This is a genomic window from Rhizobacter fulvus (assembly GCF_964020785.1).
In genome coordinates, this window is record NZ_OZ224516.1 from 1,464,668 (window position 1) to 1,490,172 (window position 25,505).

General features: G+C 69.6%; 27 protein-coding genes. 13 read left to right on the forward strand and 14 right to left on the reverse strand.

The window, feature by feature from the left end:
• Positions 1-26: 26 nt before the first annotated feature.
• The 3 genes from pgi to ACWH49_RS07010 form a co-directional block, all read right to left on the reverse strand.
• Positions 27-1,658, reverse strand: coding sequence for a glucose-6-phosphate isomerase (pgi, locus tag ACWH49_RS07000; protein WP_448170801.1), 1,632 nt, complete (start codon positions 1,656-1,658; stop codon positions 27-29).
• Complete coding sequence (tal, locus tag ACWH49_RS07005; RefSeq protein WP_448170802.1) at positions 1,655-2,614, reverse strand: transaldolase; 960 nt, start codon at positions 2,612-2,614, stop codon at positions 1,655-1,657. Before tal ends, pgi begins: the two co-directional genes overlap by 4 nt.
• 142 nt (positions 2,615-2,756) lie before the next feature.
• Positions 2,757-3,626 (reverse strand): hypothetical protein, encoded by an 870-nt coding sequence (locus tag ACWH49_RS07010; RefSeq protein WP_448170803.1) that lies wholly within the window; start codon positions 3,624-3,626, stop codon positions 2,757-2,759.
• 92 nt (positions 3,627-3,718) lie between these two features.
• Between ACWH49_RS07010 and zwf the strand changes: the two genes are divergently transcribed.
• Together zwf and ACWH49_RS07020 are read left to right on the forward strand one after the other, a co-directional pair.
• The gene (zwf, locus tag ACWH49_RS07015) at positions 3,719-5,164 is read left to right on the forward strand and encodes a glucose-6-phosphate dehydrogenase (RefSeq protein ID WP_448170804.1); all 1,446 of its coding nucleotides are present in this window, start codon (positions 3,719-3,721) and stop codon (positions 5,162-5,164) included.
• 8 nt (positions 5,165-5,172) lie between these two features.
• Complete coding sequence (locus ACWH49_RS07020; RefSeq protein ID WP_448170805.1) at positions 5,173-6,045, forward strand: MurR/RpiR family transcriptional regulator; 873 nt, start codon at positions 5,173-5,175, stop codon at positions 6,043-6,045.
• A 15-nt stretch (positions 6,046-6,060) separates the two neighbouring features.
• Here ACWH49_RS07020 and ACWH49_RS07025 read toward each other — a convergent pair whose 3' ends face one another.
• The 4 genes from ACWH49_RS07025 to ACWH49_RS07040 form a co-directional block, all read right to left on the reverse strand.
• Entirely contained in the window at positions 6,061-6,567 is a 507-nt protein-coding gene (locus ACWH49_RS07025) for a hypothetical protein (RefSeq protein ID WP_448170806.1), read from the reverse strand.
• Positions 6,568-6,618: 51 nt separating this feature from the next.
• Positions 6,619-6,816 carry a hypothetical protein gene (locus tag ACWH49_RS07030; protein ID WP_448170807.1) on the reverse strand — a complete coding sequence of 66 codons (198 nt, stop codon included), beginning with the start codon at positions 6,814-6,816 and terminating at the stop codon, positions 6,619-6,621.
• Between the two features lie 136 nt (positions 6,817-6,952).
• Entirely contained in the window at positions 6,953-7,282 is a 330-nt protein-coding gene (locus ACWH49_RS07035) for a DUF2442 domain-containing protein (protein WP_448170808.1), read from the reverse strand.
• Positions 7,283-7,440: 158 nt separating this feature from the next.
• On the reverse strand, positions 7,441-7,767 hold the full coding sequence (locus tag ACWH49_RS07040; protein ID WP_448170809.1) for a hypothetical protein: 327 nt from the start codon (positions 7,765-7,767) through the stop codon (positions 7,441-7,443).
• A 105-nt stretch (positions 7,768-7,872) separates the two neighbouring features.
• On the opposite strand from ACWH49_RS07040, the gene ACWH49_RS07045 reads away from it, so the two are divergent.
• The 4 genes from ACWH49_RS07045 to ACWH49_RS07060 all read left to right on the forward strand — a co-directional run bounded on the left by ACWH49_RS07045 (position 7,873) and on the right by ACWH49_RS07060 (position 12,473).
• Positions 7,873-10,104 (forward strand): helicase-related protein, encoded by a 2,232-nt coding sequence (locus ACWH49_RS07045; RefSeq protein WP_448170810.1) that lies wholly within the window; start codon positions 7,873-7,875, stop codon positions 10,102-10,104.
• Between the two features lie 43 nt (positions 10,105-10,147).
• Positions 10,148-10,873 carry a ribonuclease activity regulator RraA gene (locus ACWH49_RS07050; protein ID WP_448170811.1) on the forward strand — a complete coding sequence of 242 codons (726 nt, stop codon included), beginning with the start codon at positions 10,148-10,150 and terminating at the stop codon, positions 10,871-10,873.
• Positions 10,870-11,958, forward strand: coding sequence for a malate/lactate/ureidoglycolate dehydrogenase (locus ACWH49_RS07055; RefSeq protein ID WP_448170812.1), 1,089 nt, complete (start codon positions 10,870-10,872; stop codon positions 11,956-11,958). Before ACWH49_RS07050 ends, ACWH49_RS07055 begins: the two co-directional genes overlap by 4 nt.
• Before the next feature lie 125 nt (positions 11,959-12,083).
• Positions 12,084-12,473 carry a response regulator gene (locus ACWH49_RS07060; protein WP_448170813.1) on the forward strand — a complete coding sequence of 130 codons (390 nt, stop codon included), beginning with the start codon at positions 12,084-12,086 and terminating at the stop codon, positions 12,471-12,473.
• A 12-nt stretch (positions 12,474-12,485) separates the two neighbouring features.
• Here the strand turns inward: ACWH49_RS07060 and ACWH49_RS07065 are convergent, their stop codons facing one another.
• The gene (locus ACWH49_RS07065) at positions 12,486-13,082 is read right to left on the reverse strand and encodes a thymidine kinase (protein ID WP_448170814.1); all 597 of its coding nucleotides are present in this window, start codon (positions 13,080-13,082) and stop codon (positions 12,486-12,488) included.
• A gap of 72 nt (positions 13,083-13,154) precedes the next feature.
• On the opposite strand from ACWH49_RS07065, the gene ACWH49_RS07070 reads away from it, so the two are divergent.
• Together ACWH49_RS07070 and ACWH49_RS07075 are read left to right on the forward strand one after the other, a co-directional pair.
• A complete protein-coding gene (locus ACWH49_RS07070) occupies positions 13,155-13,292 on the forward strand; it encodes a hypothetical protein (protein ID WP_448170815.1) in 138 nt (45 codons plus the stop codon).
• Complete coding sequence (locus ACWH49_RS07075) at positions 13,289-13,441, forward strand: SRPBCC domain-containing protein (protein WP_448174322.1); 153 nt, start codon at positions 13,289-13,291, stop codon at positions 13,439-13,441. The genes ACWH49_RS07070 and ACWH49_RS07075 overlap by 4 nt, the downstream gene beginning before the upstream one ends.
• 10 nt (positions 13,442-13,451) lie before the next feature.
• Here the strand turns inward: ACWH49_RS07075 and ACWH49_RS07080 are convergent, their stop codons facing one another.
• Positions 13,452-14,300, reverse strand: a complete 849-nt coding sequence (locus tag ACWH49_RS07080) for a TauD/TfdA dioxygenase family protein (protein ID WP_448174323.1) — start codon at positions 14,298-14,300, stop codon at positions 13,452-13,454.
• A 143-nt stretch (positions 14,301-14,443) separates the two neighbouring features.
• Between ACWH49_RS07080 and ACWH49_RS07085 the strand changes: the two genes are divergently transcribed.
• Positions 14,444-15,466: an AraC family transcriptional regulator gene (locus ACWH49_RS07085; protein ID WP_448170816.1), complete on the forward strand. Its 1,023-nt coding sequence runs from the start codon at positions 14,444-14,446 to the stop codon at positions 15,464-15,466.
• Between the two features lie 10 nt (positions 15,467-15,476).
• Here ACWH49_RS07085 and ACWH49_RS07090 read toward each other — a convergent pair whose 3' ends face one another.
• Genes ACWH49_RS07090 through ACWH49_RS07105 form a run of 4 tightly spaced genes read right to left on the reverse strand, consistent with a single transcriptional unit; the run spans position 15,477 to position 19,943 of the window.
• The gene (locus tag ACWH49_RS07090; protein WP_448170817.1) at positions 15,477-16,448 is read right to left on the reverse strand and encodes a quinone oxidoreductase family protein; all 972 of its coding nucleotides are present in this window, start codon (positions 16,446-16,448) and stop codon (positions 15,477-15,479) included.
• 37 nt (positions 16,449-16,485) lie between these two features.
• Positions 16,486-17,826, reverse strand: coding sequence for an MFS transporter (locus tag ACWH49_RS07095; protein ID WP_448170818.1), 1,341 nt, complete (start codon positions 17,824-17,826; stop codon positions 16,486-16,488).
• Positions 17,827-17,837: 11 nt separating this feature from the next.
• Complete coding sequence (locus ACWH49_RS07100) at positions 17,838-18,851, reverse strand: porin (protein ID WP_448170819.1); 1,014 nt, start codon at positions 18,849-18,851, stop codon at positions 17,838-17,840.
• A gap of 36 nt (positions 18,852-18,887) precedes the next feature.
• Positions 18,888-19,943: a 3-keto-5-aminohexanoate cleavage protein gene (locus ACWH49_RS07105; RefSeq protein WP_448170820.1), complete on the reverse strand. Its 1,056-nt coding sequence runs from the start codon at positions 19,941-19,943 to the stop codon at positions 18,888-18,890.
• 281 nt (positions 19,944-20,224) lie between these two features.
• On the opposite strand from ACWH49_RS07105, the gene ACWH49_RS07110 reads away from it, so the two are divergent.
• The 4 genes from ACWH49_RS07110 (at position 20,225) to ACWH49_RS07125 (ending at position 24,839) form a co-directional block, all read left to right on the forward strand.
• On the forward strand, positions 20,225-21,151 hold the full coding sequence (locus ACWH49_RS07110; protein ID WP_448174324.1) for a LysR family transcriptional regulator: 927 nt from the start codon (positions 20,225-20,227) through the stop codon (positions 21,149-21,151).
• A 76-nt stretch (positions 21,152-21,227) separates the two neighbouring features.
• Complete coding sequence (gene tcuA, locus ACWH49_RS07115) at positions 21,228-22,658, forward strand: FAD-dependent tricarballylate dehydrogenase TcuA (protein ID WP_448170821.1); 1,431 nt, start codon at positions 21,228-21,230, stop codon at positions 22,656-22,658.
• Entirely contained in the window at positions 22,645-23,829 is a 1,185-nt protein-coding gene (gene tcuB, locus ACWH49_RS07120; RefSeq protein WP_448170822.1) for a tricarballylate utilization 4Fe-4S protein TcuB, read from the forward strand. Before tcuA ends, tcuB begins: the two co-directional genes overlap by 14 nt.
• Before the next feature lie 32 nt (positions 23,830-23,861).
• Positions 23,862-24,839, forward strand: a complete 978-nt coding sequence (locus tag ACWH49_RS07125; protein WP_448170823.1) for a Bug family tripartite tricarboxylate transporter substrate binding protein — start codon at positions 23,862-23,864, stop codon at positions 24,837-24,839.
• Positions 24,840-24,955: 116 nt separating this feature from the next.
• Here the strand turns inward: ACWH49_RS07125 and ACWH49_RS07130 are convergent, their stop codons facing one another.
• A complete protein-coding gene (locus ACWH49_RS07130) occupies positions 24,956-25,438 on the reverse strand; it encodes a GreA/GreB family elongation factor (RefSeq protein ID WP_448170824.1) in 483 nt (160 codons plus the stop codon).
• Between the last annotated feature and the right edge of the window lie 67 nt (positions 25,439-25,505).

The window sequence follows — 25,505 nt, forward strand, 5'->3', positions numbered from 1 at the left end:
TCCTCGGGTTCGTCTCGGGGGCGGTGTCAGGGCCGCAGCCGCTGCATCAGGCCGGCGGTCGACGCATCCAGCCCGGCGGTGTCGCCGCTGGCCAGGCGCGGCAGCAGGTCGTTGCACAGCGCCTTGCCGAGCTCCACGCCCCACTGGTCGAAGCTGTTGATGCCCCACAGCGCGCCACTGACGAACACGCGGTGTTCGTAGAGCGCGATCAGCGCTCCGAGCGAGCGCGGCGTCAGCTGGTCCAGCACGAGCGTGGTGCTCGGCCGGTTGCCGGGGAAGGTGCGGTGCTTTGAGAGCACGGCCGGATCGAGCGTCTTCGACGCGGTCGGCGCATTCTCGGCCGCGGCGTCGGCCGTCGACTTGCCCTGCATCAGCGCCTGCGCCTGCGCCAGCCCGTTGGCGAGCAGCATCGCGTGCTGGCGCTCGAGCTGCTCGAGCAAAGGCGCATGCAAGTCGCCGCCGATCGCGTGAGTGGCACGCCGGACCAGGATGAACTCGACCGGGATCACGTCGGTGCCCTGGTGGAGCATCTGGAAGTAGGCGTGCTGGCCGTTCGTTCCCGGCTCGCCCCAGACGACCGGGCTGGTCGCGAACGGCAGCGGCGCGCCGTCGAGATCGACCCGCTTGCCGTTGCTCTCCATCTCCAGCTGCTGCAGGTAGGCCGGCAGGCGCTTCAGGCCCTGGTGGTAGGGCGCCATGCAGCGGCTCGTGAAGCCGTGGAAGTTGCGGTACCAGACGTCGATCAGCCCGAGCAGCGTCGGCAGGTTCTTCGCGGCCGGCGCGGTCGCGAAATGCGCGTCCATCGCGTGCGCGCCGGCCAGCAGCGCGCGGAAGTTGTCGGCGCCGATCGCCAGCGCGATCGGCAACCCGATCGCTGACCACAGCGAGTAGCGCCCGCCCACCCAGTCCCAGAAGCCGAAGGTCGTCGTGATGCCGAAGGCCGCCGCCGCGGTGACGTTGGTCGTCGTCGCGCAGAAGTGCTTCGCGATGTCGGTGCCGCCGCTGGCCTCGAACCAGGCCTTCGCGGCGTGCGCGTTGGCCATCGTCTCCTGGGTCGTGAAGGTCTTGCTGGCGATGATGAACAGCGTCTGCGCGGGGTCGAGGCGGCGCAGCACCGGCACGATGTCGTGGCCGTCGACGTTCGAGACGAAGTGCAGCGTCAGCCCCGGGTGCGCAAAGGCGTCGAGCGCCGGTACGACCATCTGCGGCCCCAGGTCGCTGCCGCCGATGCCGATGTTGACGATGTGGCGGATGCCGCTGGCAGCCGTGTCCCGCACGCTCTCGACATAGCTGAGCATCGCGTCGAGCACGCCGTGCACGTCGTCGCTGAACGGGCCCTTGCCGCGCGGCGCGCGCAGCGCGGTGTGCAGCACCGCCCGGCCTTCGGTGGTGTTGATCGGGTCGCCGCGCAGCATGGCATCGCGGCGCGCCTCGATCCGGCATTCCTTCGCCAGGTCGAGCAGGAAGTGCATCGTCGCGGTGTCGATGCGGTTCTTCGACAGGTCGGCGAACACCTCGGGCGCCTCGACGCCCATCGACGCGAACCGGCCCGGATCGCGCGCGAACGCCTCGCGGATGTCAAAGTCGCGCCCGTGGGCCTCGAAGTGGCCGGCCAGCGCCGCCCACGCTTCGGTCTGGTCGCAACGCGGGTCCATCATTTCCCCCCTCCGAGCGCCTCGATCATCTTGTCGAGCTTGCCGGCATCGACCGCGAACGCGCGGATGCCCTCGGCGAGCTTCTCGGTCGCCATCGCGTCGTCGTTCAGCGTGAAGCGGAAGCTGGCTTCGTTGTAGGTCACCGCGTGGATCGGCACCAGCTTGGCCACCTCGGCATCGAGCATGCGCGGCAACGGCGCCTCGCTCGCCTGCAGTTCGCCGAGCAGTTCGGGGCTGATCGTCAGCAGGTCGCAGCCGGCCAGCGCCTGGATCTGACCGACGTTGCGGAAGCTCGCGCCCATCACCTCGGTCTCGATGCCGAACTTCTTGTAGTAGGTGAAGATCTGCGCGACCGACTTGACGCCCGGGTCGTTCGCGCCAGCGTTGTCGGCCTCGATCCACTTGGCACCGGCGTTCTTCTTGTGCCAGTCGTAGATGCGGCCGACGAACGGCGAGATCAGCTGCGCGCTCGCCTCGCCACACGCCACCGCCTGGCAGAACGCGAACAGCAGCGTCATGTTGCAGCGGATGCCCTCGTGCTGCAGGATGCGCGCGGCCTGGATGCCCTCCCAGGTGGACGCGAGCTTGATCAGGATCCGCTCGCGAGCGACGCCCGACTCCTCGTACATCGCGATCAGCCGGTGCGCCTTCGCGACGCTGGCCGCGGTGTCGAAGCTCAGGCGCGCGTCGACCTCGGTCGAGACCCGCCCGGGCACGATCTTCAGGATCTCCAGGCCGAAGCGCACCAGCACCTCGTCGACGATCGCCTCGAGCGGCTTGCCGCGGTGTGCCTCCACCGTCTCCTTCAGCAGCGGGGCGTAATCCGGCTTCTGTACCGCCTTGAGGATCAGCGACGGGTTGGTCGTCGCGTCGCGCGGTGCGTACTGCGCGAGCTGCTTGAAATCGCCGCTGTCGGCGACGACGGTCGTGAACTGCTTGAGCTGATCGAGTTGGTTCATGGTGGCGCAGACAAGGGAGGAGGCGATGTTCGATTAGAACGCCTGCCGCGCGTTCCGGCGGTGCGTCGATGCAGCTTGTTTACCGAAAGTAACCAGCCTGCCGCGCGCCTGCCTGTGCGCGAAGGCGCCGCGCAAACCCGCATCAGGCGGCGAGCTTGTCGAGGCTCGGCGCGCACCAGGACTTGTCGGATTCGTCGAGTTCGGCAAAGGCCTCGCGCGCCCGCGCCAGCGCCTGCGCATGCCCGGTCGCATTGCCGGCGGCGCGCTCGACCAAGCCCAGCGCCTCCCAGCCGAAGAAGCGCTCCAGCGCCGCGCCGCCGTTCGCATGGATGATCTCGAGGCAGGCCTGCGCATGCTCGCGGGCGCGTGCCGGGTCGCCGGCCTGCAGCCAGGTGTTGGCGAGGCGGTACTCGGCGCGTTCGGTTTCCAGCCAGGTGCCGGCGATGGCCCAGTGCCGGCGCGTGGTCTGCGCCGCGAGAATCATCAGCTCGCGTTCGGCATCGCTTCGGTCGCGCTTCTCTTCGAGCGTGCAGGCGATGTTGTTGCCGGTGACGGCGAGCGCCCGGTGCGTCGGATCGCCGGCTGGAAGTTCCTCGCGCTGCGCCAAGTCGAGCGCGTCGCGAAGCCAGCCGCCAGCGCGCAAGGCGTCGCGGCTGGCCAGAGCGGATGCCGCCATCGCGAATACCCGGGCGCGGTCCGATGGCGTGAACCCGTCGAGCCCCCCGGGCTGTCCGCCCGACAGGCGCAGGCTCGCCATGAACCGCCGCGCGGCCTGACCGCTCGGGCCGTCCGCGACGAACACCGGCGCGTCACACAAGCGCTCGATGACCGCGATGCCCTGCGCCCACGAATCGAGGTGCTCGCCGTGCAGGTGATGCGCCAGGTTCAGCAACTGGATCAGCTCGCCTTCGTCGGTCACGAGCGCGACGCCCGTCTCGAGTCGGTCGGCGACGCCTTGCGGCGCGTCGGCGTGCTCGTCCCACGCCCGGCCGATGAATGTCGAAAAATCCATCACAGAACGCCTCCGTTGACCTGCGCCAGAAACATGGGCATGATAAACACTGAAACTAAGTTACATGCGCCCTCGGTGGCGCGCTCACTCGCATGTCATTCGACCTCGTTTTCTTCGGCGGCACCGGCGACCTCACCTGGCGCAAGCTGATGCCCGCGCTGTTCCAGGCCTTCCGCCACGGCAAGCTGCCGCCCGCAGGCCGCATTCTGGCCGTCGCGCGCGACGATCAGACCGACGAACAATACCGCGCCTGGCTCAAGACACGCTTCCAGGACGTCGAGTTGGCGAAGCGCCCCAGCGACGAGGAATTCGCCGCGTTCGCCGGCATGCTGCACTACTGCCGCCTCGACCTGTCGCAGCCCGATCACTACGTGCGGCTGAAGGAGTGGCTCGGGGAGCGCGATGCGGACACCGTGGTGCTCTACCTGGCGACCAGCCCGTACCTGTTCCCGCAGATCTGCGAGCAGCTTGGCGTGGTCGGTCTGAACGGCCCGAAGATCCGCGTCGTGCTCGAGAAACCGCTCGGCCACGACCTGGCCAGCGCGCAGGAGATCAACCGCGTCGTGCGCTCGGTGTTCAAGGAGGAGCAGGCGTTCCGCATCGACCACTACCTCGGCAAGCCGTCGGTGCAGAACCTGATGGCGCTGCGCTTCGGGAACGTGCTGTTCGAGCCGCTGTGGCGGCGCGAGAGCATCGCCAACGTGCAGATCACGATCGCCGAGGATTTCGGTGTCGGCACCCGCGGCGATTTCTACGACAAGACCGGCGCGTTGCGCGACATGATCCAGAACCATGCGCTGCAGCTGCTGACGATGGTCGCGATGGAACCGCCGAGCCGCAACGACGCCGACGCGATCCGCGACGAGAAGTTGAAGGTGCTGCGCTCGCTCAAGCCGTTCACCGACGAGAGCGTGGCGCGCGACGTGGTGCGCGGCCAGTACCGCGCCGGCAATGCCCAGGGCAAGAAAGCCGCCGGCTACCTCGAGGAGGCGAAGGTGCCGCCGGGCAGCGCGACCGAGACCTTCGTCGCGATCCGCACCGAGGTGCAGAACTGGCGCTGGGCATCGGTGCCTTTCTACCTGCGCACCGGCAAGCGGCTGGCGTCGCGCGAGGCGCAGATCGTCGTGAACTTCCGCGCCACGCCGCACAACATCTTCCCGGGCGTCAACCAGCCGAACAAGCTGGTGATCAACCTGCAGCCCGAGGACGGGCTGGAGCTGCACCTGCTCGCCGCCAAGGGCACCGGCCAGCACGAGAACCTCTCGCCGGTCTCGCTCGATCTCGACTTCGACAAGGCCTTCGCCGAGAACCGGGTCGGCGCCTACGAGCGGCTGCTGCTCGAGGCGATCGCCGGGCGCCTGAACCTGTTCGTGCGCAGCGACGAGCAGGAGCAGGCCTGGCGCTGGGTCGAGCCCGTGTTGAACGCCTGGGCGCGCGACACGACCGGCCCGCGCCCGTACGCCGCCGGCACCTGGGGCCCGGCCGCCGCGAGCGCGCTCGTCGCCCGCGACGGCTACGCCTGGTCCGAAGAGCAGTAGGAACGACGATGCTGGACCGCATCCGCGCCTCGATTCCCGCGCTGCCCCCGGCCGAGCAGCGCGTCGCCAAGCTCGTGCTGGCGGACCCGCGCGCCTTCGCGAGCCTGCCGGTAGTCGACCTGGCCGAACGCTCGCATGTGAGCAAACCGACCGTGGTGCGCTTCTGCCGCAGCGTCGGCTACGACGGGCTGACCGACTTCAAGCGCAAGCTCGCCGGCGTCGTCAACGAGGGCGTGCCGTTCGTGCACCGCTCGGTGGACGAGGACGACAAGAGCAGCGACATCGTCGTCAAGGTGATCGACAACGCGGTCAGCGCGTTCCTCAAGTACCGCAACGACGCGGCCACCGGTGCATTCGAGCGGGCGATCGCCGCGCTCACCGAAGCGGGCCGCCACGGACGGCGGATCGAGTTCTACGGCGTCGGCAACTCCGGCATCGTGGCGCAGGACGCGCAGCACAAGTTCTTTCGCCTCGGCGTGCGCGCCACCGCGGTCAGCGACGGCCACGTGCAGGTCATGAGCGCGACGATGCTCGCACCCGGCGATTGCGCGGTGATCATCAGCAACTCCGGCCACAGCCGTGACCTGCTCGACGCGGCGGAGATCGCGCGCAAGAAGGGCGCGACGCTGATCGTGATCACCGCGAGCGGCTCGCCGCTGGCGCAGGTGGCGCTGACCGGCAACCACATCCTGCTGGCGGTGGACCACCCCGAGGATTACGACCGCTACAGCCCGATGGTGTCGCGCCTGCTGCACCTGATGGTGATCGACATCCTGACCACCGCGGTCGCGCTTCGCCTGCCGGGCGAACTGCGGCCGATGCTGCAGGAGATCAAGAAGAACCTGCGCGCCAAGCGCTACACGCGCACCGATGCCGACTGACCGGGCGCGCCGCGTTCAGCGCGGTGGCTCGGTCACGAGGATCTCGACCAGCTCGATCTGCGTCGCGCCCGTCGCCTGGATCCGCGCCGCGGCGATGCCCTGACCGATCAGGTGATCGCGTGCGCGCGCGGCGCGCTCGCGCGCGAGCGCGGGACCGCGCACTTCCGGGTCGGCGGGCGCCGCCACGCGAAAGCGGGACGTCGCGAGCCGCTGGCTCTTCGCGAGCCGGTCGAGCACTGCGGCGAGCGGCGGCTTGACCTGTGCAGCCCCGGCGTCGAAGCTGAAGCGCCGCGGGATCGTCGCGCGCAGGCTGCCGTCCTGCTGCAGCGAGAACACGACCGGCGTGCCGCGAAACAGCTCGGCCAGGCGCAACTGCTCGGTGACGAGCGGTCCCGCGTGAGGCGGCGCGGCTGGCGCAGGCGAGCCTGAGGGCACGGGTGCGACCGGCACCGGTGCAGGGCGCGTCCCGCACGCGCCCACGATCGCGAGCAGCGGAAAGGTCAGAACCAGGGTGCGTCGCATGCCGGCGATTAGAGCCTGACGGCGACGACCCGGGTTACGCCGTGTAGCGTCTCACTTCCGATCCGGATCGATGCCCTTGATCGCCCCGGAATGCTGCGGCTCGATCGGCAGCACTTCGACCACCTTGGCGTCGGTCTGCGCGTCCTTGAAGTTCTCGGGCTGTTCGGCGCTCGCGTCCTTCTCGGATTCGCGCAACGCCTCGCGTTGCGGATCGGTGCTCTCGCGTTCGCGTGAGTCGGGTCGGTTCATGGGTGTCTCCGGGAGTGGTCACCCAGTGGACGCTCACCGGAGCGACAGCGCGAGCCGCGGGCAGCGCGTTTGCGCGTCGGAGTCGTCCGACAGCGGGGCCGCGTCGCAGGCCGAGACGGCGGCGCGCAGATGCCCGCTACGCGACCCCGACGGCCGGCGCACCGACGAGCCGCGGCGTCGCGGCCTGGCGCACGAGCTGGCGGCTGTTGATCAGCCCCTCGACTGCCCGGGTGCCCAGGCCGAGTTCCGGCCAGGCCAGCCCGTGGCCGCCATCGACGAGCACCCAGCCGAGGCGCTGCTCGAAGCTGGCACGCAGCAGCGGCGGGTAGCGGTGGAGGTCCAGGTCGAATGCCCGGCGGTTGGCCAGCGCGATGCGCACCGAACCGGTGTCGAACGTGACGCCCGAGATCCGGAGGTCATCCGTCGGGCGTGCGGGTGGAGCGATGGGGCGGGACAACTGCAGCATGGGACGACGCAAAGGCGGAGATCGGAGCCCAGCATCGACGCGGCGCGGCCGCCGTGACGGTAGCCGGGGCGTCAAATCCCGAGAAGCGTGAATTCTTCCGCCGGCGTGGCCCTGTACGCCTCAGTGCGCGGAACGATGCACACCCGTCGATGTGACGTTCAGGCGCGCTGCGCGGCGCGCGCGAGGACCTGACGCGCCGCCTTCTCCGACTCGATCGACGCCTCCAGCGACGAGCGCGACAGGCCCGACTGGGCGTAGTGCAAGTTCTCGTACACCTCGGCAGCGGCGGGGTGCGCGCCGAGGATCGCCTGCAGCGCCTGGTCCGGCATCTCCTGCGCCAGCACGACGCTCAGCTGGCGGACCAGCGTCCGATACTGCTCGGCGCCGATCGCGGGTGCGTCGTGCTCCACGCGTTCCAGGAGGCGCGCAAGCGCGATGACGGTCTCGAGGCGGTTCTTCAGTGTTTCGATCTGTGCGGCGGACATCGTGGGGGCTCCAGCAACGGGTTCGGCGGTGCGAACCCATGCTCCCCAACTCGGGGCGGCCGGGCCGAGTTCAAGGCCAATCGGAAGTCCACGACAATCGAGGCAATGCCCACGCACACCGCTCCGACCGCCGCCCTGCCCTCGCTTCCGAACCCGCGCCACGCCCCCCGGCTGCCGGCCCACCTCGACAAGGCCCAGTTCAACCGCATCCGCCAGGCCGCCTACACGCTGCCGCAGGTGGTCAAGCCGGGCGACTACATCGACGACCGCCAGGCGGGGTTCGAGGAGCACCTCGACAAGCTCGGCTTCGTGCTGCTGCAGAAGCCGGTGGCCGGCGCGCGCCCGAGCCGCTGGATCGAGCCGGGCCTGATCGACACCGCGCTCGCGCACCTCGACGCCGTCGGCACCGGCCCCGATGTGCGGCCGCTGATGCTGGGGCGCGGCACCGCGCTGCAGGCGCTCGGCGTCGCGCGCCGCGCCGGCGAATGGACCCGGCTGATCAGCCACGCGCTGCAACTGTCGCCGCCGGGTTGGCGCGTGCCGGTGCTGTTCCGCGTGCCGGTGGCTGCCGACGCGGTCTGGGCGTTCTACCGCAGCGGCGACAAGGCCGCGCTGCTCGCGGCCCTCGGCAAGCCGCCGGCCTATCCGGACGCCGTCGAGCTGATCGCGCACCTGGAAACGCTGATCGCGCGCAGCCAGTCTCATCAACCCGGTCACCTGGAGGCACTGCTGCCGCGGCTGCAGGCGGAGTGTTCGACGCCGCAGCCGCTGGCCGACCTGAAAGCCGCGTGCAACCGCGCCCAGGAACGCTGGGAGCACCAGGTCACCGAACTGCAGACGCTCGAGGGCCTCAACACCGAGCTGGCGTTCCAGGGCTACCCGGACACGTTCCAGAAGGCGCGCCAGCTGCAGCGCCGGGTCACGCTGTACGTCGGCCCGCCGAACAGCGGCAAGACCCACGCTGCGTTCGAGCGCCTCGCGCAGGCGCTGGACGGCGCCTACCTCGCGCCGCTGCGCCTGCTGGCGCTCGAAGGGCGCGACCGGCTCGTCGGCCGCGGCGTGCCCACCTCGCTGCTGACCGGCGAGGAGAACGTGCCGGCCGACGGCGCGCGCGTCGTCTCCAGCACGATCGAGATGGTCGCGACCAACAAGCCGATCGACGTGGCGGTGATCGACGAGGCGCAGATGATCTTCGACCCGTCGCGCGGCTGGGCCTGGACGCAGGCGATCGTCGCGGTGCCCGCGCGCGAGGTGATCATCATCTGCTCGGCCTACGCCGTGCCGGCGATCGAGAACCTGCTCGGCCTGTGCGGCGAGCGCTGCGAGGTCAGGCACTTCGAGCGCAAGCAGCACGTGCAGCTGCTCGCGGCGCCGGTGCCGATCGCCTCGCTGAAGCTCGGCGATGCGGTCGTGGCGTTCAGCCGCCGCGACGTGCTGACCCTTCGCGACCAGATCGCCGCCGGCGGCCACCCGGTCTCGGTGATCTACGGCGCGCTGCCGCCGGAGGTGCGGCGGCGCGAGGCCGAGCGCTTCGCGACCGGCGAATCGCACATCCTGGTCGCGACCGACGCGATCGGCATGGGCCTGAACCTGCCGATCCGGCGCGTGCTGTTCAGCACGATGACCAAGTTCGACGGCCAGGCCGACCGGCCGCTGAGCGAGTCCGAGGTCCACCAGATCGCCGGCCGCGCCGGCCGCTACGGCATGCACGAGGAAGGCTTTGCCGGCGTGCTGAAGGAAGCCGAGCCGCAGGCCGCGCGCCAGCTCAAGGAACTGCTGCACAAGACGCCGATGGCGCCGGACGACTTCAAGGCGCCGGTCGCCCCGAACGGCTGGCATGTCGACACGATCTCGTCGCGCCTGCACAAGACGAAGCTGCGCGAGGTGCTGGACGTGTTCATGCAGCAGCTCAAGCTCGACGACGCGCACTTCGCGGTCGCCGAACTCGAGCAGATGCTCGAGCTGGCCGAGCAGCTCGACCGCGTCGCGCCGACGCTGACGCTGAAGGAGCGCTTCGTCTACGCGCAGGCGCCGGTCGACACCCGCACCGAGTCGCAGGTGCAGGCCTACCTCGACTGGGCCGCCAGCCACGCGCTGACCGGTCGCGCCGGCTCGCCGTGGTTCCTCGACGAGGTCGACGGCCACAGTCGGCTCGAACGCATGGAACAGGCGCTGCGCGCCTGCACGCTGTGGCTGTGGCTCGACCTGCGTTTCCCCGGCGTCTACGGCCACCTCGAGGCCGTGATCGCGCTGCGCAGCAGCCTGAACGACGGCATCGAACGGCAGCTGAAAGGCAAGCGCCCGCTCGCGATGGTGCGACGCAACGGCCGGCGCTAGATGGCCACGGCAGAATCGGGCCTCATCACACAGGAGGATCTCGATGGGCCCTGAACCGCTGCCTCTCCATCCCGCCGCGATCGACGCGCTGCAACGCATCGCCACCGCGACGATCACCACCGTGCTGCTGAAGAAGGGCCTGCGCAACGTCTGGCTGCGCGGCACCCGCCCGCTCGCGCCGGGGCAACCGCGGATCGCCGGGCGCGCCTTCACGCTGCGCTTCGTGCCGGCGCGCGAGGACCTGGCGACGCCCGCCTCGTGGGCCTCCCCGATCTCGACGCGCGCCGCGATCGAGGCGATGCCGGCCGGCTGCGTCGCGGTGGTCGGCGCGATGGGCGTCACCGACGCCGGCATCTTCGGCGACATCCTGTGTGCACGGATGCAAAAGCGCGGCGTCGCGGCGCTGGTCAGCGACGGCGTCGTGCGCGACCTGGCCGGCGTGCTCGGCACCGGCCTGCCGGTGTGGTGCCAGGGCACCGCGGCGCCCGCGTCCGTGACCGGCCTGACCTTCGTCGGCTGGCAGGAGGCCATCGATTGCGGCGGGGTCGCGGTGTTCCCGAACGACGTGATCGTGGTCGACGCCGACGGCGCGGTGCTGATCCCTGCGGCCCTGCTCGACGACGTCATCGCCGCCGCGGTCGAGCAGGAGCGGCTCGAGGGCTGGATCATGGGCCAGGTCGAGGCCGGCGTGCCGCTGCCGGGCCTGTACCCGCCGAACGACGAGAACCAGGCGCGCTACCGGGCCTGGGCGACGGAGCACGCATCGTGACGGCCGCCGTGCACACGATCGCGGTCGAACCGCTGCGCGCCGCGGTGCGCGAACTGATGCTCGGCTTCGGCAGCGCGCCGGCCGAGATCGAGCTGGTCACCGACAACCTGATCCAGGCCAATTTGACCGGGCACGATTCGCACGGCATCGGCATGCTGCCGCGCTACGCGAACGCCTTCCTCGAAGGCGGGCTCGTGCCGAATGCGCACGTGCAGACCCGGCTCGACAGCGGCACACTGCTCGCGCTCGACGGCCGCGCCGGCTTCGGCCAGGTGATCGGCCACGAGGCGATGGCGCTCGGCATCGCGCGCGCCCGGGAACATGGCAGCTGCATCGTCGCGCTGGCGAATTCGCACCACCTGTGCCGTATCGGCGCGTGGGCGGAGATGGCGGTCGAAGCAGGCCTGGTTTCGGTGCATTTCGTCAACGTGATCTCGCGGCCGATCGTCGCGCCCTGGGGCGGACGCGATGCGCGCTTCGGCACCAATCCGTTTGCGGTCGGCATCCCGGTCGCGGGCCGGGACCCGGTGATCCTCGACCTGGCCACGAGCGTGGTCGCGCAGGGCAAGACCCGGGTCGCGCACAACAAGGGCGAAGCGCTGGCGCCGGGTCAGCTGCTCGACAACGAAGGCAATCCGACGACCGACCCGCGCTACGGCGTGATCGAACCGCTCGGCGCGCTGCGCACCTTCGGCGAGCACAAGGGCTTCGGCCTGGCCCTGGTGTGCGAGCTGCTGGGCGGTGCACTGGCCGGCGGGCTGGCCGTGCACGGCCCCACGGACGGCAGGCAACGGGTGCTGAACGGCATGCTGACGATCCTGTTCGATCCGGCCCGCCTCGGCGAAAGCGCGGTCTACGGGCCCGAGATGCAGGCCTTCCTGGACTGGGTGGTCGAGTCGCCCGCGCAGGCGGGCACCGACCGCGTCCGCGTCGCCGGCGAACCCGAGCGCGAGACCCGCGCGAAGCGGCTCGCCCACGGGATCCCGGTCGATGCCACGACCTGGGGCGAGCTGCTGGCCGCGGCCGGCAAGCTCGGCCGCGATCCGGCGCTGGTCAACCGCCTGGCGGGCGTGGCGACGGGGTGATCGCTGCCGGGCGCTTGCCCGGAATTGGACGTTTCGACAGCGTCGCGTCCTACGGGCGCCCGGTGGCGCCGGCGCTAACCTATGGCTCAACTGGCACGTGGTCCCCACGGGCCGGACGATCCCCCATGACCACCCTCAAAGCATTCCTCGTCGAAGACAGTCCGGTGATCCAGAAGAACCTGGTCGCGGCACTCGAAGAGCTGGCGCCCGTCAAGGTGGTCGGAGTCGCCGAGGACGAGCGTGGCGCGGTCGAATGGCTGGGCGCGCGCTGCAACCCGCCGGGCTGCGACGTGGTGATCGTCGACATCTTCCTGAAGGCCGGCTCCGGCCTCGGCGTGCTGCGCGCCGCACGCGACCTGCACATGCCGATGACCTTGATCGTGCTGAGCAACTACGCGACCGCCGACATGCAGCGCCGCTGCCTCGAACTCGGCGCGAGCCGGGTGTTCGACAAGTCGAGCGAGGTGGACGAACTGATCCACTACTGCGAGCAGCTGGCCGCACCGCACGACTGACCGGCCGCGTCCCTAGGCGAACAGGCCCGGAGCGCCGGCCGGGCCGAGCTCGTCGTCCTGGTAGAAGCAGGCCGGGCAGATCGCGCGGTAGCGCTCGTTGCCACCGATGAACACTTGCTCGCCTTCGCGCACGCGCTGGCCACGCGCGTCGATGCGCAGGTTCAGCGTGGCCTTGCGGCCGCACGCGCAGACCGACTTCATCTCCTCGATGTCGTCGGCCAGCGTGAGCAGCGCGGCCGCGCCCGGGAACGCCTCGGCGCGGAAATCGCTGCGCAGGCCGTAGCAGACCACCGGCACGCCGCCGACGTGCGCGAGCCGATGCAACTGGCTCACTTGCACCGGCGTCAGGAACTGCGCCTCGTCGATCAGCAGGCAGGCGATGTCGTCACCCAGGTGGCTGCGCACGAACTGGGTCTGCGGACCGAAGGTCTCGGCCTCGCGCGCCAGGCCCAGGCGCGACGCGATCACGCCCTTGCCGTGGCGCGTGTCGAGTGCGGCCGTGAACAGGCGCACGCGCATGCCGCGCTCTTCGTAGTTGTGCGCGGCCTGCAGCAGCGCCGTGGACTTGCCCGCGTTCATCGCGGCGTAGCGGAAGTGGAGTTTCGCCATGCTCGGGCGATTGTCCGTCAGCCCCCGACGCCGCGTGTCGATCCGCGCGCCGGCGGCAACAGCGTCATCACGATGCAGGCGCCCGACGGCACGCTGATCCCGAACCGCGGCGTGTACCTCGACGTGGTCGCCAACGAGCGCATCGTCTTCACGGACGCCTACACCGCGGCCTGGGTGCCGTCGGCGAAGCCTTCTTCACCGGCATCCTGACCTTCGAGGACGAAGCCGGCCAGACCCGCTACACCGCCCGCGCACGGCACTGGACCGCGGAGGACTGCGCCGCCCACGAGAAGATGGGCTTCCACCAGGGATGGGGCATCGCGACGGACCAGCTGGCGCGGCTGGCCGCGACGCTGTAGCAGCGCGCGGTCAGTAAGGCACGTCGCCGACGATCCCGGCGCGTTCCATCTTGCGGTGGCACGGCGGGTAGTCCATGACCGCGTAGTGCTGCGTGCTGCGGTTGTCCCAGATGGCAACGCTGCCCGGTTGCCAGCGCCAACGTACCTGGTACTCGGGAATCTGCGCCTGGCTGATCAGGTACTGCATCAGTGCCGCCGCGCCGGCCGCGTAGTCCTGCCCGACGCGCACGTTGGCGGGGGTGTGGAAGTTGGTGAAGTGGGTCGCGAAGGCGTTCACGAACAGGATCTTCTCGCCGGTTTCGGGGTGGGTGCGCACCACCGGGTGCTCGGCGTCAGGGAACTGCGCCTTGAGCGCCAGGCGCTTCTCGATCGGCATCGCCGCGCCGAAACTGGCCTCGATGCTGTGCCGCGCGCGCAGCCCGGCGATCTGGGTCTTCACGGTCTCGGGCAGCTTCTCGTAGGCCAGCGCCATGTTCGCCCACATGGTGTCGCCGCCGACCGGCGGGCACTCGACGCAGCGCAGCACGCAACCCATCGGCGGCTTCTCGCGCCAGGTGGCATCGGTGTGCCAGGCGTTCTCGTACCGATCGTTGGGCGCGTCCGGCGACTTGTAGATGCGCACCAGCCCGGGGTGCTCGGGATCGCTGCCGGCCACCGGATGGTCTTCCAGTTCGCCGAAGTACCGGGCGAATGCGACGTGCTCGGCACGCGTGAGGTGCTGGTCGCGCAGGAACAGCACCTTGTGCGTCAGCAGCAAGGCCTTGATTTCGCCGGCCAATCCGGGGTCGCGCGACGCGGCGCCGAGATCGACACCGCTGAGCTCGGCGCCGATCGCGCACGTCAGCGGCGCGACCTTGATCGATGTGGTCTTCATCGCTTGTCTCCTGTCCTTGTTCTGGGATATCGACCCCTGCAGTGTCTGCCCCCTCGGGCTGGCCCGGCTTGACGTGCGCCGACCGCGATTTACCATTTGGCGCCACCGACACCTTCCGGTCACGACGCATGTCGCCCTCCCCGCTCGTGCGCGCCGCGAGCCTCAAGAACTACCCCGAGATCGCCGCCGCATGCGGCCTGGATGCGCCGCGGATGATGGCCGACTTCGCGATCAGCGCCTCGGTGTTCGACGAGCCCGACCTGATGGTCCCGGCCGACCGCGTCAGCCAGTTGCTCGAGGCCTCGGCCACGCGCTCCGGCGTCGAAAGCTTCGGCCTGCGGATGGCGGAGACGCGCCACCTCTCGAACCTCGGGCCGGTCGGTCTCGTGATCCGCGACCAGCCGACGCTGCGCGATTCGCTGGGCGTGCTGATCCGCTACCACGCGGCGCTGAACGGCGCGCTGTCGATCGCGATCGAGGAGTCGGCCGGCGTCGTCGTGATCCGCGAGGACGTGCTGGTCGGCGGCAGCACCGCGGTGCGCCAGGCAACCGAGCTGGCGATCGGCGTGCTGCTGCGGCTGATGCGCCAGGTGCTCGGGCCGCAGTGGCAACCGCGCCGCGTCTGCTTCACGCACACGGCGCCGCGCGACACGCGCACCCATCTGCGCGTGTTCGGTCCCTGCGTCGAATTCCGCCACGACTTCAATGGCATCGTCTGCTCGCGCGACGAACTCGACACCGTGAACCCGACGGCCGATCCGGCGATGGCCCGCTATGCCGAGCGGCTGCTCGACCAGACGCTCCCGGCCACCGCGAACCTGTTGAGCGACGTGCGGCGCACCGTGCTACTGCTGCTGCCGAGCGGGCGCTGCAGCATCGAGCAGGTGGCCAACCACCTGGGCATCGTCTGCCGGACGGTGCAGCGCCGTCTCGCCGAACAGGGCCTGAGCTTCTCCGAACTCGTCAACGCGCAGCGCGTGGAACTGGCGCGGCGCTATGTGACGCAGAGCGACCGGCCGCTGACCGAAATCGCCGGTCTGCTCGGCTTCGCCGCGTCGAGCGGCTTCTCCCGCTGGTACCAGGCGCAGTTCGGCTGCAGCGCGACGCACAGCCGCGGCGCGGCGCGCAGCGGTCGGATGCCGGCGCGCTGACCGGGCGTGTTCAGACCGTCAGGATGGTCGCGCCGATCGTCGCGCGCGACTCGAGCGCCCGGTGCGCATCCGCAGCATCTGCGAGCGCGAAGCGCTGCTGGGGCGCGCTGACGATCTTGCCGCTGAGCACCATGTCGAACAGCTCGTCGGCCATCTTCAGCATGTTCGGGCGCGGCAGCGCGTAGTCCACCATCGCCGGGCGGGTCACCCACAGCGAGCCCTTCATCGCGAGTTGCATCGTGTCGATCACGACCGGACCGGAACTGGTGCCGTTGCTGACCAGCGTGCCGCGCTTGCGCAGGCAGTCCAGCGAACCGGCCAGCGTGTCCTTGCCGACCGAGTCGTACACCACCGGAACGCCCTGCCCGCCGGTGATCTCCCTGACCCGCTCGACGAAATTCTCGCGCCGGTAGTTGATGACGTGGGCACAGCCGGCGGCCCGCGCGGCTTCGGCCTTCTCGTCGGAGCCGACCGTGCCGATCATCGTGACCCCGAGCGCCCGCGCCCACTGGCACGCGATCAGGCCCACACCGCCGGCGGCGGCGTGGTACAGGATCGTGTCGCCGGCCAGGAGCGGGTAGACCTGGCGGAACAGGTACTGCACGGTCAGGCCTTTCATGATCAAGGTCGACGCGGAGTCGTCCGAGATGCCGTCGGGCAGCTTGATCAACACGTCCGCCGGCATCACGCGGGCCTGCGCGTAGGCGCCGAGCGGGCCGAACATGTAGCCGACGCGGTCGCCGGGCGACAGGAAGGTGACGCCATCGCCGACCGCCTCGACGACGCCGACGGCATCGGAGCCGAGCCCGTTCGGCAGGGCCGCCGGGTAGCGCCCGGTGCGGAAGTAGGTGTCGATGAAGTTCACCGCGATCCGGGTGTGGCGCACGCGCGCCTGGCCGGGCCCCGGATCGCCGACCTCGACGGTTTCGAGACGCAGGACGTCGGGTCCGCCGGTGGCGTGGAAGCGAATGGCTTGGGTCATGAAGATGTCTTTCGATCGGGTTGGATGGGCGACGGCGTCAGGCCGCCAGCGCGACCCCGGCGGGAGCGGCACCGACCGGCGCCAGCGCGATGTCGCGCACGCGGTCGAGGTCGGACTCGTAGCTGCGCGACGCGACCACGAACAGCAGCGCCGCCAGCAGGCTGAAGGCCGGGATCACGGCCATCGCCTGCTGCAGGCCCCACAGGTCGGACAGCGCACCGGCCAGGAACGGACCGACCGCGAGGCCGAACAGGTTCTGGAACAGCGACAGCACCGCGGCGCCGGTCGAGCGCACACCGGGGTGGATCACATCGAGCGCGACGGCCGCGACCACGCCGACGCTGCAGGTCATCAGGAACCCCCCGAAGGCGATCACGCGGAACTGCGCCGCGCCGGGGACCATGGCGCCGAACGCGGCCATGAACACCGCCGTCGTCAGCACGCACAAGGTCGCCAGTGCGACGAGCTTGCGGCGCGCGCGCCGACGGCCCAGGCGGTCGACCACGGCGCCCCAGACGACGCAGCCCAGCGCACCGAGCAGCACGACCAGCGCGGACTGCTTGGCGGCCTCGTCCGGCGCGATGCCGTAATACCGGTTCAGGTAGCTCGGCAACCAGGACCAGACGACCGACACGACGATCAGCTGCATCGCCGCGCCAACGCACACCCACAGCAGCGTGCGGGTGCGCATCAAGGTGCCGGCAACGTGCGCGATCACGCTGCCGGTGCTGCGGGTCGCGCGTTCGAGCGTCGGGTTCAGCGGCACGGTCTTGTAGTCGCGCACGGCCATGTAGAGCAGCGCCAGCACGAGACCGGGCACGCCGACGGCACCGAACGCCGCCTTCCAGCCGAACTTCGCGGCGATCACCCCGCCGAGCAGGACGCCGAGCACCGAGCCGATCGACGCCGCGGCGAAGAACGCGCCGAGCAGCGCCGAGCGCAGCCGGTGCGGGAAGAGGCTCGCGATCAGCGCCGCGCCCACCGAGCCGTAGCCGGTCTCCCCGACGCCCACCATCGCGCGTGCGGCGAACAGCTGGCCGTAGCTGGTCGTGAACATGCACGCGATCGTCGCCACGCTCCAGGTCACCGCCATCGCGACCACGCTCTTGACGCGGCTGAAGCGGTCGGCGATCAGCGCCACCGGGATGCCGCCCACCGCCACGACGATCGAGATGATCGACACCAGCGCGCCGAGCTGCTTGTCGCTCAGGTTCCATTCCGCCTTCAGGTGCGGGAACAGGGAGACGATCACCTGGCGATCGATGTAGTCGAACAGCATCAGGCCGAAGGTCATCGCGAACGCGAACCAGGCCTGCCGCTTGCTGACCAGGTAGTCGTCGGCGCCGCCGGGGCGGTCGTCGTGGGAGTGCAGGTGCATGATGCAGCGCCTCAGAAGACGTGGCGAAGGCCGAGCTCGTAGCCCTGGGATCTGCCGCCCACGGTAACAGGCGTCGGGCTGACCTGGATCCAGTCGATCGACTGCTTGAAGTTGCCGCGGTTGTCGAGGCGGGCCGCCGTGGCGTACAGCGCGGTGCGCTTGGACAGGTTGTGGACGTAACCGAGCGCCAGCGCCCTGGCGCCGTTGCCGGAACCGGCATCGGTCCTGTTGTACGAGGCGTGGATCTCGCCCAGGCCGAGCGGCACCACGGCGCCGAGCAGCCAATGCTTGTAGGTGGTGCCGGCGCCGATGTCGACGTGGTCGTGGTTGTAGGCGCCTTCCAGCGTGACGACGCCGAAGTTGTACTGCGCACCGACGACCCAGGTCTTGTACGCGTTGGCACCGAAGTTCAGGCTCTGCTGCGCGGCGGCCGCGGACACATCCAGCGGGCCTTTCGCGTACCCCAGCCGCGCGCCGACGTACTTGCCGTTGGCGCTGCCCTCGCCGGCCGCCACCATCGCCTGGCCGTAGAAGCCGCCGAGCGTGTTCGGCAGGATGTAGCCGATGCTGTTGCTGGCCCGGATGTAGGTCGGCTGGATCGTCTGCGGATCGACGTTGCTGGTCAGACCGAAGCCGTTCTCGCCGAACGGGTCGTACCAGGCGCGCGTCCAGAACGAGGGCGTGTAGTCGCGGCCCAGCCGCAGTTCGCCCCAGCGCTTGCTGACGAGACTGACCGTCGCGCGGCGCTTGAACGACAGGCCGGCGGAGCTGCCGTCGTTCGGCGTCATGCCACCCTCGAGCCAGAAGCCGGCGGCCAGGCCACCGCCCAGGTCCTCGGTGCCCCGGAAGCCGAGCCGGCTGCTGTTGAGGCCGTCGGTGCCCATCACCTTGCGGTTCGGCTGCCCGTCGTTCTGCACGTAGCGCACGTTCACGTCAACGATGCCGAACAGCGTGATGGCGGATTGAGCGGATGCGGTGCCCGCCGCGGCGCACAGCAGCGCGGACAGGAAGAAGGTTTTGTTCATCGGTTGTCTCCGTCGTTTGTTGCGTATGAGGGGCGATCAGGCGTGTTGCAGGAAGCCGCGCTGGCCGGCGCGCCGGTTCGGTGCGAAGCCGTTCTTGGCGAGCGTTTCGTCGGCGTTGCGGTAGAACTCGCCGATGCGGTAGATGCGCCGTGCCTCCTGGCCGTCGGCGATCTCGCGGCCGAACTCGCGCGAGATGCGCACCAGCTGCTCGATCTGCTTGACCGAGCCCATCTTGGCGCGGCGATCCTGCGTCCAGATGTTGTCCTCGATGCCGCAGCGCACGTGCATGCCCATCGCGATCGCCATCATGTTGATCGGCAGCACGTTGAGCATCGAGGTCTCGAGCGTCAGCACCGCGCCGTCCGGCACCGCACGCACGAAGTTGGCGAGGTTGTACAGATTGGGCTGGTCGAAGCCGCCGCCGATCGCGACCCAGGTCAGGATCAGCGGCACGTTGCAGGTGCCGCGGCGCATCATCCGTTCGACCGTCTCCAGCTGCGTGATGTTGGCGAGCTGGAAGTGCGTCTGGATACCGTTGGCCGACAGGCGCCGGATATGCTCCTCGACCCACTCCGGGCCGGCCGGAATGGTCATTTCGCGGTACGCGCGGTACAGCTCCGGCTGCGCGATCGACGTGCCGGCGAGGTCGGCCTCGCACATCTGCTCGACCACGTTCATCTGGTTTGAGTTGATCGCGATGGTCACCTGGTCCGGCCGCGGCTGGAGTTCGGCGAGCATGTGACGCGTGTCGTCGCTCAGCCACTTCGCTGCGGCGCCCTCGCCTTCGGGGGCGAACGAGATCGAGCCGCCGACCTGCAGGATCATCTCGGGCACGGCCTCGCGCAGGCCGGCCAGCAGTTCGTTGAACTTGGACAGGCGCTTCGAGCCGCTGCCGTCGGCCTCGCGCACATGCACGTGGAGCACGGTGGCGCCCGCGTTGTAGCAGTCGACCGCCTTCTGCACATGCTCGGCGATGCTCACCGGGATGTCCTCGGGGAAGTCGGAAGGCATCCACTCCGGGCCGTACGGCGCGCAAGTGATGACGAGCTTGTCCTGGTTCTCGGGGAAGAGCGAACCGTCGAGGAAGTTCATGGCGTGGTCTCCAGATCAACGTGAGGCGGGACGAGCCTCGGGGCTCGTTTCATGCGTCGCATTGTTCGGGGCAGACGCCCGCCGGGATTGACGCAACGCGACCCGCGCTTATCCGTTCACGCCATCGGGCGAAGGACCCGGCCGCGTGAGCGCCTGGTAAAAGGCGCATCTCGGTGCGGATGTCCAGGCCAAGCTCCGCTGTTCGACTGGCTCAGCCCTTGGACGAACCCATTGGTACCATCAAGCATGACTTGTTGGCGTTCGCTTTTGCCAATCCGACCGTGGAACTGCGCCAGCTTCGCTATTTCGTGAAGGTGTGTGAAATGCGCAGCATGGGCCGCGCAGCGGTCGAGCTCGGCGTCGTGACGTCGGCACTGAGCCAGCAGATCAGTCGGTTGGAGGGCGAGCTCAGTACACGCCTGCTGCTGCGGGGCAGCACCGGCGTCAGCCCGACCGACGCCGGCGTCGCCTTCCTGCAGCAAGCTCAGCTCACGCTGCGCCATGCGGACGAGGCGGTGCGGGCGGCCCAGCAGGCGCGCCTGTCGGGCCATGTCAGCGTGGGCCTGGCGCCGACCACGGCCTCGGTGCTGGGTCTGCCGCTGATGCAGGCGATGCGGGCGCGCTACCCGGAGGTGCGGCTGCACCTGGTGGAATCGCTGTCGGGCAACCTCGCCAGCCTGCTGCAGGCGCGCCTGCTGGACCTGGCGGTGCTGTTCGAGACCTCCACGCCGCGTCGCTGGAGCATCCAGCCGCTGCTGGACGAAAGGCTCTTCGTGCTGGCCGCGGCCGGGCTCGCGAAGCGGCCTGCGGGCCCGAAGGTGAAGCTGGCCCAGCTCGCCGGCGTGCCGCTCATCATGCCCAGTGCCGGCCACGGCCTGCGCGCCACCCTCACGGCCGCCTTCGCCCGCGCCCGCATCGTGCCCGACGTGGTGGCCGAGGTCGACGGGCTCGCGCTGTTGATGGACGCCGTCCGCGCGGGCCTGGGCGCAACCATCCAGCCCGGCGCCGCCCTCGCGCGGCAGCCGGCGGACGATGTGCGGAGCAGCCAGATCACCGATACCCACGTGGGCCGGCGCAGCCTGCTGGTCAGCCTGTCGGACGACGAACTCTCGCCCGCCGCGTTGGCCACCCGCGTGGTGTTGGCCGACACGGCGCGGACGCTGGTGAACGAAGGCCGCTGGCCCGGCGCAAGTCTTCTCGATAACTGAACACCCGATGCCTGAACCGGCCTTTCGCCGGGACGGCCGCCTGCCTAGAGTCTCCTGACACCGAGGGAGACGAGCAATGAGCGATGAGCAGGTCGATGTGCTGGTGGTCGGAGGGGGCAATGCCGCGCTCTGCGCCGCGCTGATGGCACGCGAGGCCGGCGCCAGCGTGCTGCTGCTGGAGGCCGCGCCCAAGGCCTGGCGGGGCGGCAATTCGCAGCACACGCGCAACCTGCGCTGCATGCACGACGCGCCGCAGGACGTGCTTGTCGAGGACTACCCGGAGGAAGAGTACTGGCAGGACCTGCTCAAGGTGACCGGCGGCCTGACCGACGAGCACCTGGCCCGCCTCGTGATCCGGGCGTCGTCGAACTGCCGCGACTGGATGCGCAGCCACGGCGTGCACTTCCAGCCGCCCCTGTCCGGCGCACTGCACGTGGCGCGCACCAACGCCTTCTTCATGGGCGGCGGCAAGGCGCTGGTGAACGCCTATTACCGCAGCGCCGAACGCCTCGGCGTGCGGATTCGCTACGAGACGCCCGTGGCGTCGGTGGAACTCGAAGGCCGACGCTTCACGGCGGTCCGAACCGAAGGCGGCGAACGCATTACCGCCGGAAGCTGCGTGCTCGCCGCCGGCGGCTTCGAGTCGAACCGCGAATGGCTGCGCGAGGCCTGGGGCCGGAACGAACGCGGTGAATGGCCGGCCGACAACTTCCTGATCCGCGGCACGCGTTTCAACCAGGGCGTGCTGCTCAGGCAGCTGATCGAGGCCGGTGCCGACACCGTCGGCGATCCGTCGCAAGGCCACATGGTGGCGATCGACGCCCGTGCCCCGCTGTACGACGGCGGCATCTGCACGCGCATCGATTGCGTGTCGCTGGGCGTGGTGGTCAACCGCGAGGCGCGCCGCTTCTACGACGAGGGCGAGGATTTCTGGCCCAAGCGCTACGCCATCTGGGGGCGGCTGGTGGCACAGCAGCCGGGCCAGGTGGGCTATTCCATCATCGACCAGAAGGCGGTGGGCCGCTTCATGCCGCCGGTGTTTCCGGGCACCGTCGCCGACACGCTGCCCGAGCTCGCGCGCCAGCTCGGGCTGGACGAAGCGGTCTTCCTGCGCACCATCGCCGACTACAACGCCGCCTGCCGTGTCGGCCGCTTCGACCACACGGCGCTGGACGACTGCCATACCGAAGGGCTGGTACCCGCCAAGACCCACTGGGCCCGGCCGATCGACACCGCGCCCTTCCACGCCTATCCACTGCGCCCCGGCATCACCTTCACCTACCTCGGCCTGAAGGTGGACGACACCACCGCGGTGCGCTTCGGCGGCCAGCCCAGCCCGAACCTGTTCGTGGCCGGCGAGATGATGGCCGGCAACGTGCTCGGCCAGGGCTACACCGCCGGCGTCGGCATGAGCATCGGCACCGCGTTCGGCCGGATTGCCGGCACGCAATCCGCCGCCGCAGCCGCCGTCCTGAAGCAGAAAGAGACCCACCATGCAAACGCTTGAAGCGCTGGCGCGCGAGGCGGTGTCGCTCGCGGACGGTTCGCGCCGCGTCATCCCCATCCTGTCGGGGGCCGAGGTCGAGGTCGGCCGGCAGATGCAGATCTGCAATGCCTGCCGCTACTGCGAGGGCTTCTGTGCCGTCTTTCCGGCGATGACGCGCCGGCTCGAGTTCGGCCAGGCCGACATTCATTTCCTGGCCAACCTCTGCCACAACTGCGGCGCCTGCCTGCATGCCTGCCAGTACGCGCCGCCGCACGAGTTCGCCGTCAACGTGCCGCAGGCCATGGCCGAGGTTCGCGGCCAGACCTACGTGGACTATGCCTGGCCGCCCGCGCTCGGCGTGCTCTACCAACGCAACGGGCTGACGCTGTCGCTGGCGTTGGCCGCCGGGCTGGCCTTCTTCCTGGCGCTCGCCGTGGCGATGAAGGGCGGCCTGTGGGGCGCGGCGCCCGGCGACAACTTCTACAGCGTGTTTCCGCACCACCTGCTGGTGGGCTTGTTCGCCCCGGTGTTCGGGTTCGCCACCCTGGCGCTGGCCCTGGGCGTGCGGCGCTTCTGGCGCGACATCACGCCCGCCACCAGCGGCGCGCCCGCCAACGCGCCCGCCGCGGCGGAAGCGGTCGACGCGGTGCTGCGCCTCAAGTATCTCGATGGCGGCCATGGCGACGGCTGCCACAACGAAGACGATGCCTACACGCTGGCACGCCGGCGCTTTCATCACCTCACGTTCTACGGCTTCATGCTGTGCTTCGCCGCCACCAGCGTGGCCACGCTGTACCACTACGCGTTCGGCTGGGCCGCGCCCTATGCGCTGCCGAGCCTGCCCAAACTGCTGGGTGTGGTCGGCGGCATCAGCCTGGTGGTCGGCACCGCCGGCCTGTGGCGCCTGAACCGCCAGCGCCATCCCTTGCACGGCGACCTGAAGCAAAAGCCGATGGACCTCGGCTTCATCGCCCTGCTGTTCCTCACCAGCGCCAGCGGCCTGGCGCTCTGGCTCGGTCGCGGCACGCCGGCCCTGGCGCTGCTGCTGTGCCTTCACCTGGGCGCGGTGATGGCCCTCTTCGCCACGCTGCCCTACGGCAAGTTCGCGCACGGCATCTTCCGCAGCGCCGCGCTGCTGCGCCATGCGGTCGAGAAGCGCCTTCCGAATCCGATCGGCCTCGGCGCCGACTGAGCCACACCACTCGACCCCCCAGGAGACCCACGATGAACAAACGACAACTTCTGCGCGCCACGACCCTGGCAGTCGCAGCCCTCGGCCTGGCCGGACACGCTGCGGCCCAGGACTTTCCGCCCCAGAAGGCCGTCACGCTGGTGGTCGGCTTCGCCGCCGGTGGTGCGGCCGACTCGGCGGCACGCCTGATCGCCAAGAAGCTCGGCGAGGACATCGGACAGACCGTCGTCGTCGACAACCGCGGCGGCGCTGGCGGCAACATCGCGCACCAGCAAGTGGCCAACGGCCCGGTCGACGGCTCCATGCTGCTGTTCGGGTCGATCGGCCCGTTGACGATCGCGCCGCACGTGATGAAGGTGAACTACGACCCCTTCAAGGACCTGGCCGCCGTCTCGGGTGGCGTGAACTTCCCGAACGTGCTGGTGGTGCGCAAGGGCTTGGGCGTCAAGACGCTGGCCGAGTTCGTGGCCTTGGCGAAGAAGAAGCCGGGCAGCATCGACTTCGCGTCCACCGGGGCCGGCTCGGCGTCACACCTCGCCGGAGAACTGTTTGCGCAGCGAGCCGGCATCGAGATGGTGCACGTTCCCTACAAGGGCGGCGCTCCCGCGCTGCAGGATCTCTTGGGTGAACGCATCGCGTCTTACTTCTCGGCGCCACCGACCGCGCTGCCGCACATCGAGGCCGGCAGCCTGATCCCGCTGGCCACAACCGGCCTCGCCCGGCCGGCCTACATGCCGAACATCCCGACCGTGGCCGAGTCCGGCTTTCCAGGCTTCGAAGCCCTGAACTGGTATGCCTTCGTGGCGCCCGGCAAGACGCCGGTGGCGGTTCTGGAACGCTGGAACCGGGCCATCGTCAAGGTGCTCGCCGACCCCGGCGTGAAGGACGCACTCAACAAGCACGGCCTGACACCCCAGCCCACCACCCGCGCCGAACTCACCGAGTTCATGAAGAAGGAAGACGCCAAGTGGGGCGCGATCGTGCGCGAACGGAAGATCACTGCGAACTGATATTGAGGAGCGCGACGGGCAGGCCGTGCGTTCGCAACTGGCGGAGCGTCCAAAACCGGCGATCCGCCAACTCGACAACTTCAGCGTGTCGGCGGCCGGTGATCTTGCTCGCCGCCTTAGTGAATCCGCAGCACCTCGAACTGCTGTCGGATTGGAGCGACCTGTATCGACACCTCATCACCCTCGCATTTGCCCAGCATGGCCCTGCCCAACGGAGCTTCGCTGCTGATGACCTGAACGAGCCGAGCGCCGCAGACCAACTTCATGCTGCCCCCAACCGGGCCGAGAAAGAGCTGATGCTGCTGGTCGGCGGAATCGACCAGGCAGACCAGCGCGCCGAGCTGTATGCCTTTGCTGGCGTCGTAGGGGCGCGGACGGAACTGGCGCCAATTGGCCATGGCCTGGCGGATGGCGTCGGCGCGGCGCGCCTGCCCGGTGGCCAGGTACGCAGCTTCGAGACCCAATGTGTCGTATTTGTTCTCGGCGACGCTTTCTTCGTGAGTCGCTGTTTCATGGGCCGCCCGCGCTGCCTGTTCGGCTTGCAGCAGGTCTTCGGCGAGCCGTTCCAGCACCCGCTGCTGAAGCAGGGATTTATCCATGATGAAACGTGAGGCGTCTCGAACAAGCGGGGTCGGATCTCGATTATGAAGGGCTCCGCCAGCTCAG

Bases quoted from the DNA above. Each gene is read 5' to 3' on its own strand.
- pgi (WP_448170801.1), bottom strand. From the start codon at position 1,658: ATGATGGACCCGCGTTGCGACCAGACCGAAGCGTGGGCGGCGCTGGCC.
- tal (WP_448170802.1), bottom strand. From the start codon at position 2,614: ATGAACCAACTCGATCAGCTCAAGCAGTTCACGACCGTCGTCGCCGAC.
- ACWH49_RS07010 (WP_448170803.1), bottom strand. From the start codon at position 3,626: ATGGATTTTTCGACATTCATCGGCCGGGCGTGGGACGAGCACGCCGAC.
- zwf (WP_448170804.1), top strand. From the start codon at position 3,719: ATGTCATTCGACCTCGTTTTCTTCGGCGGCACCGGCGACCTCACCTGG.
- ACWH49_RS07020 (WP_448170805.1), top strand. From the start codon at position 5,173: ATGCTGGACCGCATCCGCGCCTCGATTCCCGCGCTGCCCCCGGCCGAG.
- ACWH49_RS07025 (WP_448170806.1), bottom strand. From the start codon at position 6,567: ATGCGACGCACCCTGGTTCTGACCTTTCCGCTGCTCGCGATCGTGGGC.
- ACWH49_RS07030 (WP_448170807.1), bottom strand. From the start codon at position 6,816: ATGAACCGACCCGACTCACGCGAACGCGAGAGCACCGATCCGCAACGC.
- ACWH49_RS07035 (WP_448170808.1), bottom strand. From the start codon at position 7,282: ATGCTGCAGTTGTCCCGCCCCATCGCTCCACCCGCACGCCCGACGGAT.
- ACWH49_RS07040 (WP_448170809.1), bottom strand. From the start codon at position 7,767: ATGTCCGCCGCACAGATCGAAACACTGAAGAACCGCCTCGAGACCGTC.
- ACWH49_RS07045 (WP_448170810.1), top strand. From the start codon at position 7,873: ATGCCCACGCACACCGCTCCGACCGCCGCCCTGCCCTCGCTTCCGAAC.
- ACWH49_RS07050 (WP_448170811.1), top strand. From the start codon at position 10,148: ATGGGCCCTGAACCGCTGCCTCTCCATCCCGCCGCGATCGACGCGCTG.
- ACWH49_RS07060 (WP_448170813.1), top strand. From the start codon at position 12,084: ATGACCACCCTCAAAGCATTCCTCGTCGAAGACAGTCCGGTGATCCAG.
- ACWH49_RS07065 (WP_448170814.1), bottom strand. From the start codon at position 13,082: ATGGCGAAACTCCACTTCCGCTACGCCGCGATGAACGCGGGCAAGTCC.
- ACWH49_RS07070 (WP_448170815.1), top strand. From the start codon at position 13,155: ATGCAGGCGCCCGACGGCACGCTGATCCCGAACCGCGGCGTGTACCTC.
- ACWH49_RS07085 (WP_448170816.1), top strand. From the start codon at position 14,444: ATGTCGCCCTCCCCGCTCGTGCGCGCCGCGAGCCTCAAGAACTACCCC.
- ACWH49_RS07090 (WP_448170817.1), bottom strand. From the start codon at position 16,448: ATGACCCAAGCCATTCGCTTCCACGCCACCGGCGGACCCGACGTCCTG.
- ACWH49_RS07095 (WP_448170818.1), bottom strand. From the start codon at position 17,826: ATGCACCTGCACTCCCACGACGACCGCCCCGGCGGCGCCGACGACTAC.
- ACWH49_RS07100 (WP_448170819.1), bottom strand. From the start codon at position 18,851: ATGAACAAAACCTTCTTCCTGTCCGCGCTGCTGTGCGCCGCGGCGGGC.
- ACWH49_RS07105 (WP_448170820.1), bottom strand. From the start codon at position 19,943: ATGAACTTCCTCGACGGTTCGCTCTTCCCCGAGAACCAGGACAAGCTC.
- tcuA (WP_448170821.1), top strand. From the start codon at position 21,228: ATGAGCGATGAGCAGGTCGATGTGCTGGTGGTCGGAGGGGGCAATGCC.
- tcuB (WP_448170822.1), top strand. From the start codon at position 22,645: ATGCAAACGCTTGAAGCGCTGGCGCGCGAGGCGGTGTCGCTCGCGGAC.
- ACWH49_RS07125 (WP_448170823.1), top strand. From the start codon at position 23,862: ATGAACAAACGACAACTTCTGCGCGCCACGACCCTGGCAGTCGCAGCC.
- ACWH49_RS07130 (WP_448170824.1), bottom strand. From the start codon at position 25,438: ATGGATAAATCCCTGCTTCAGCAGCGGGTGCTGGAACGGCTCGCCGAA.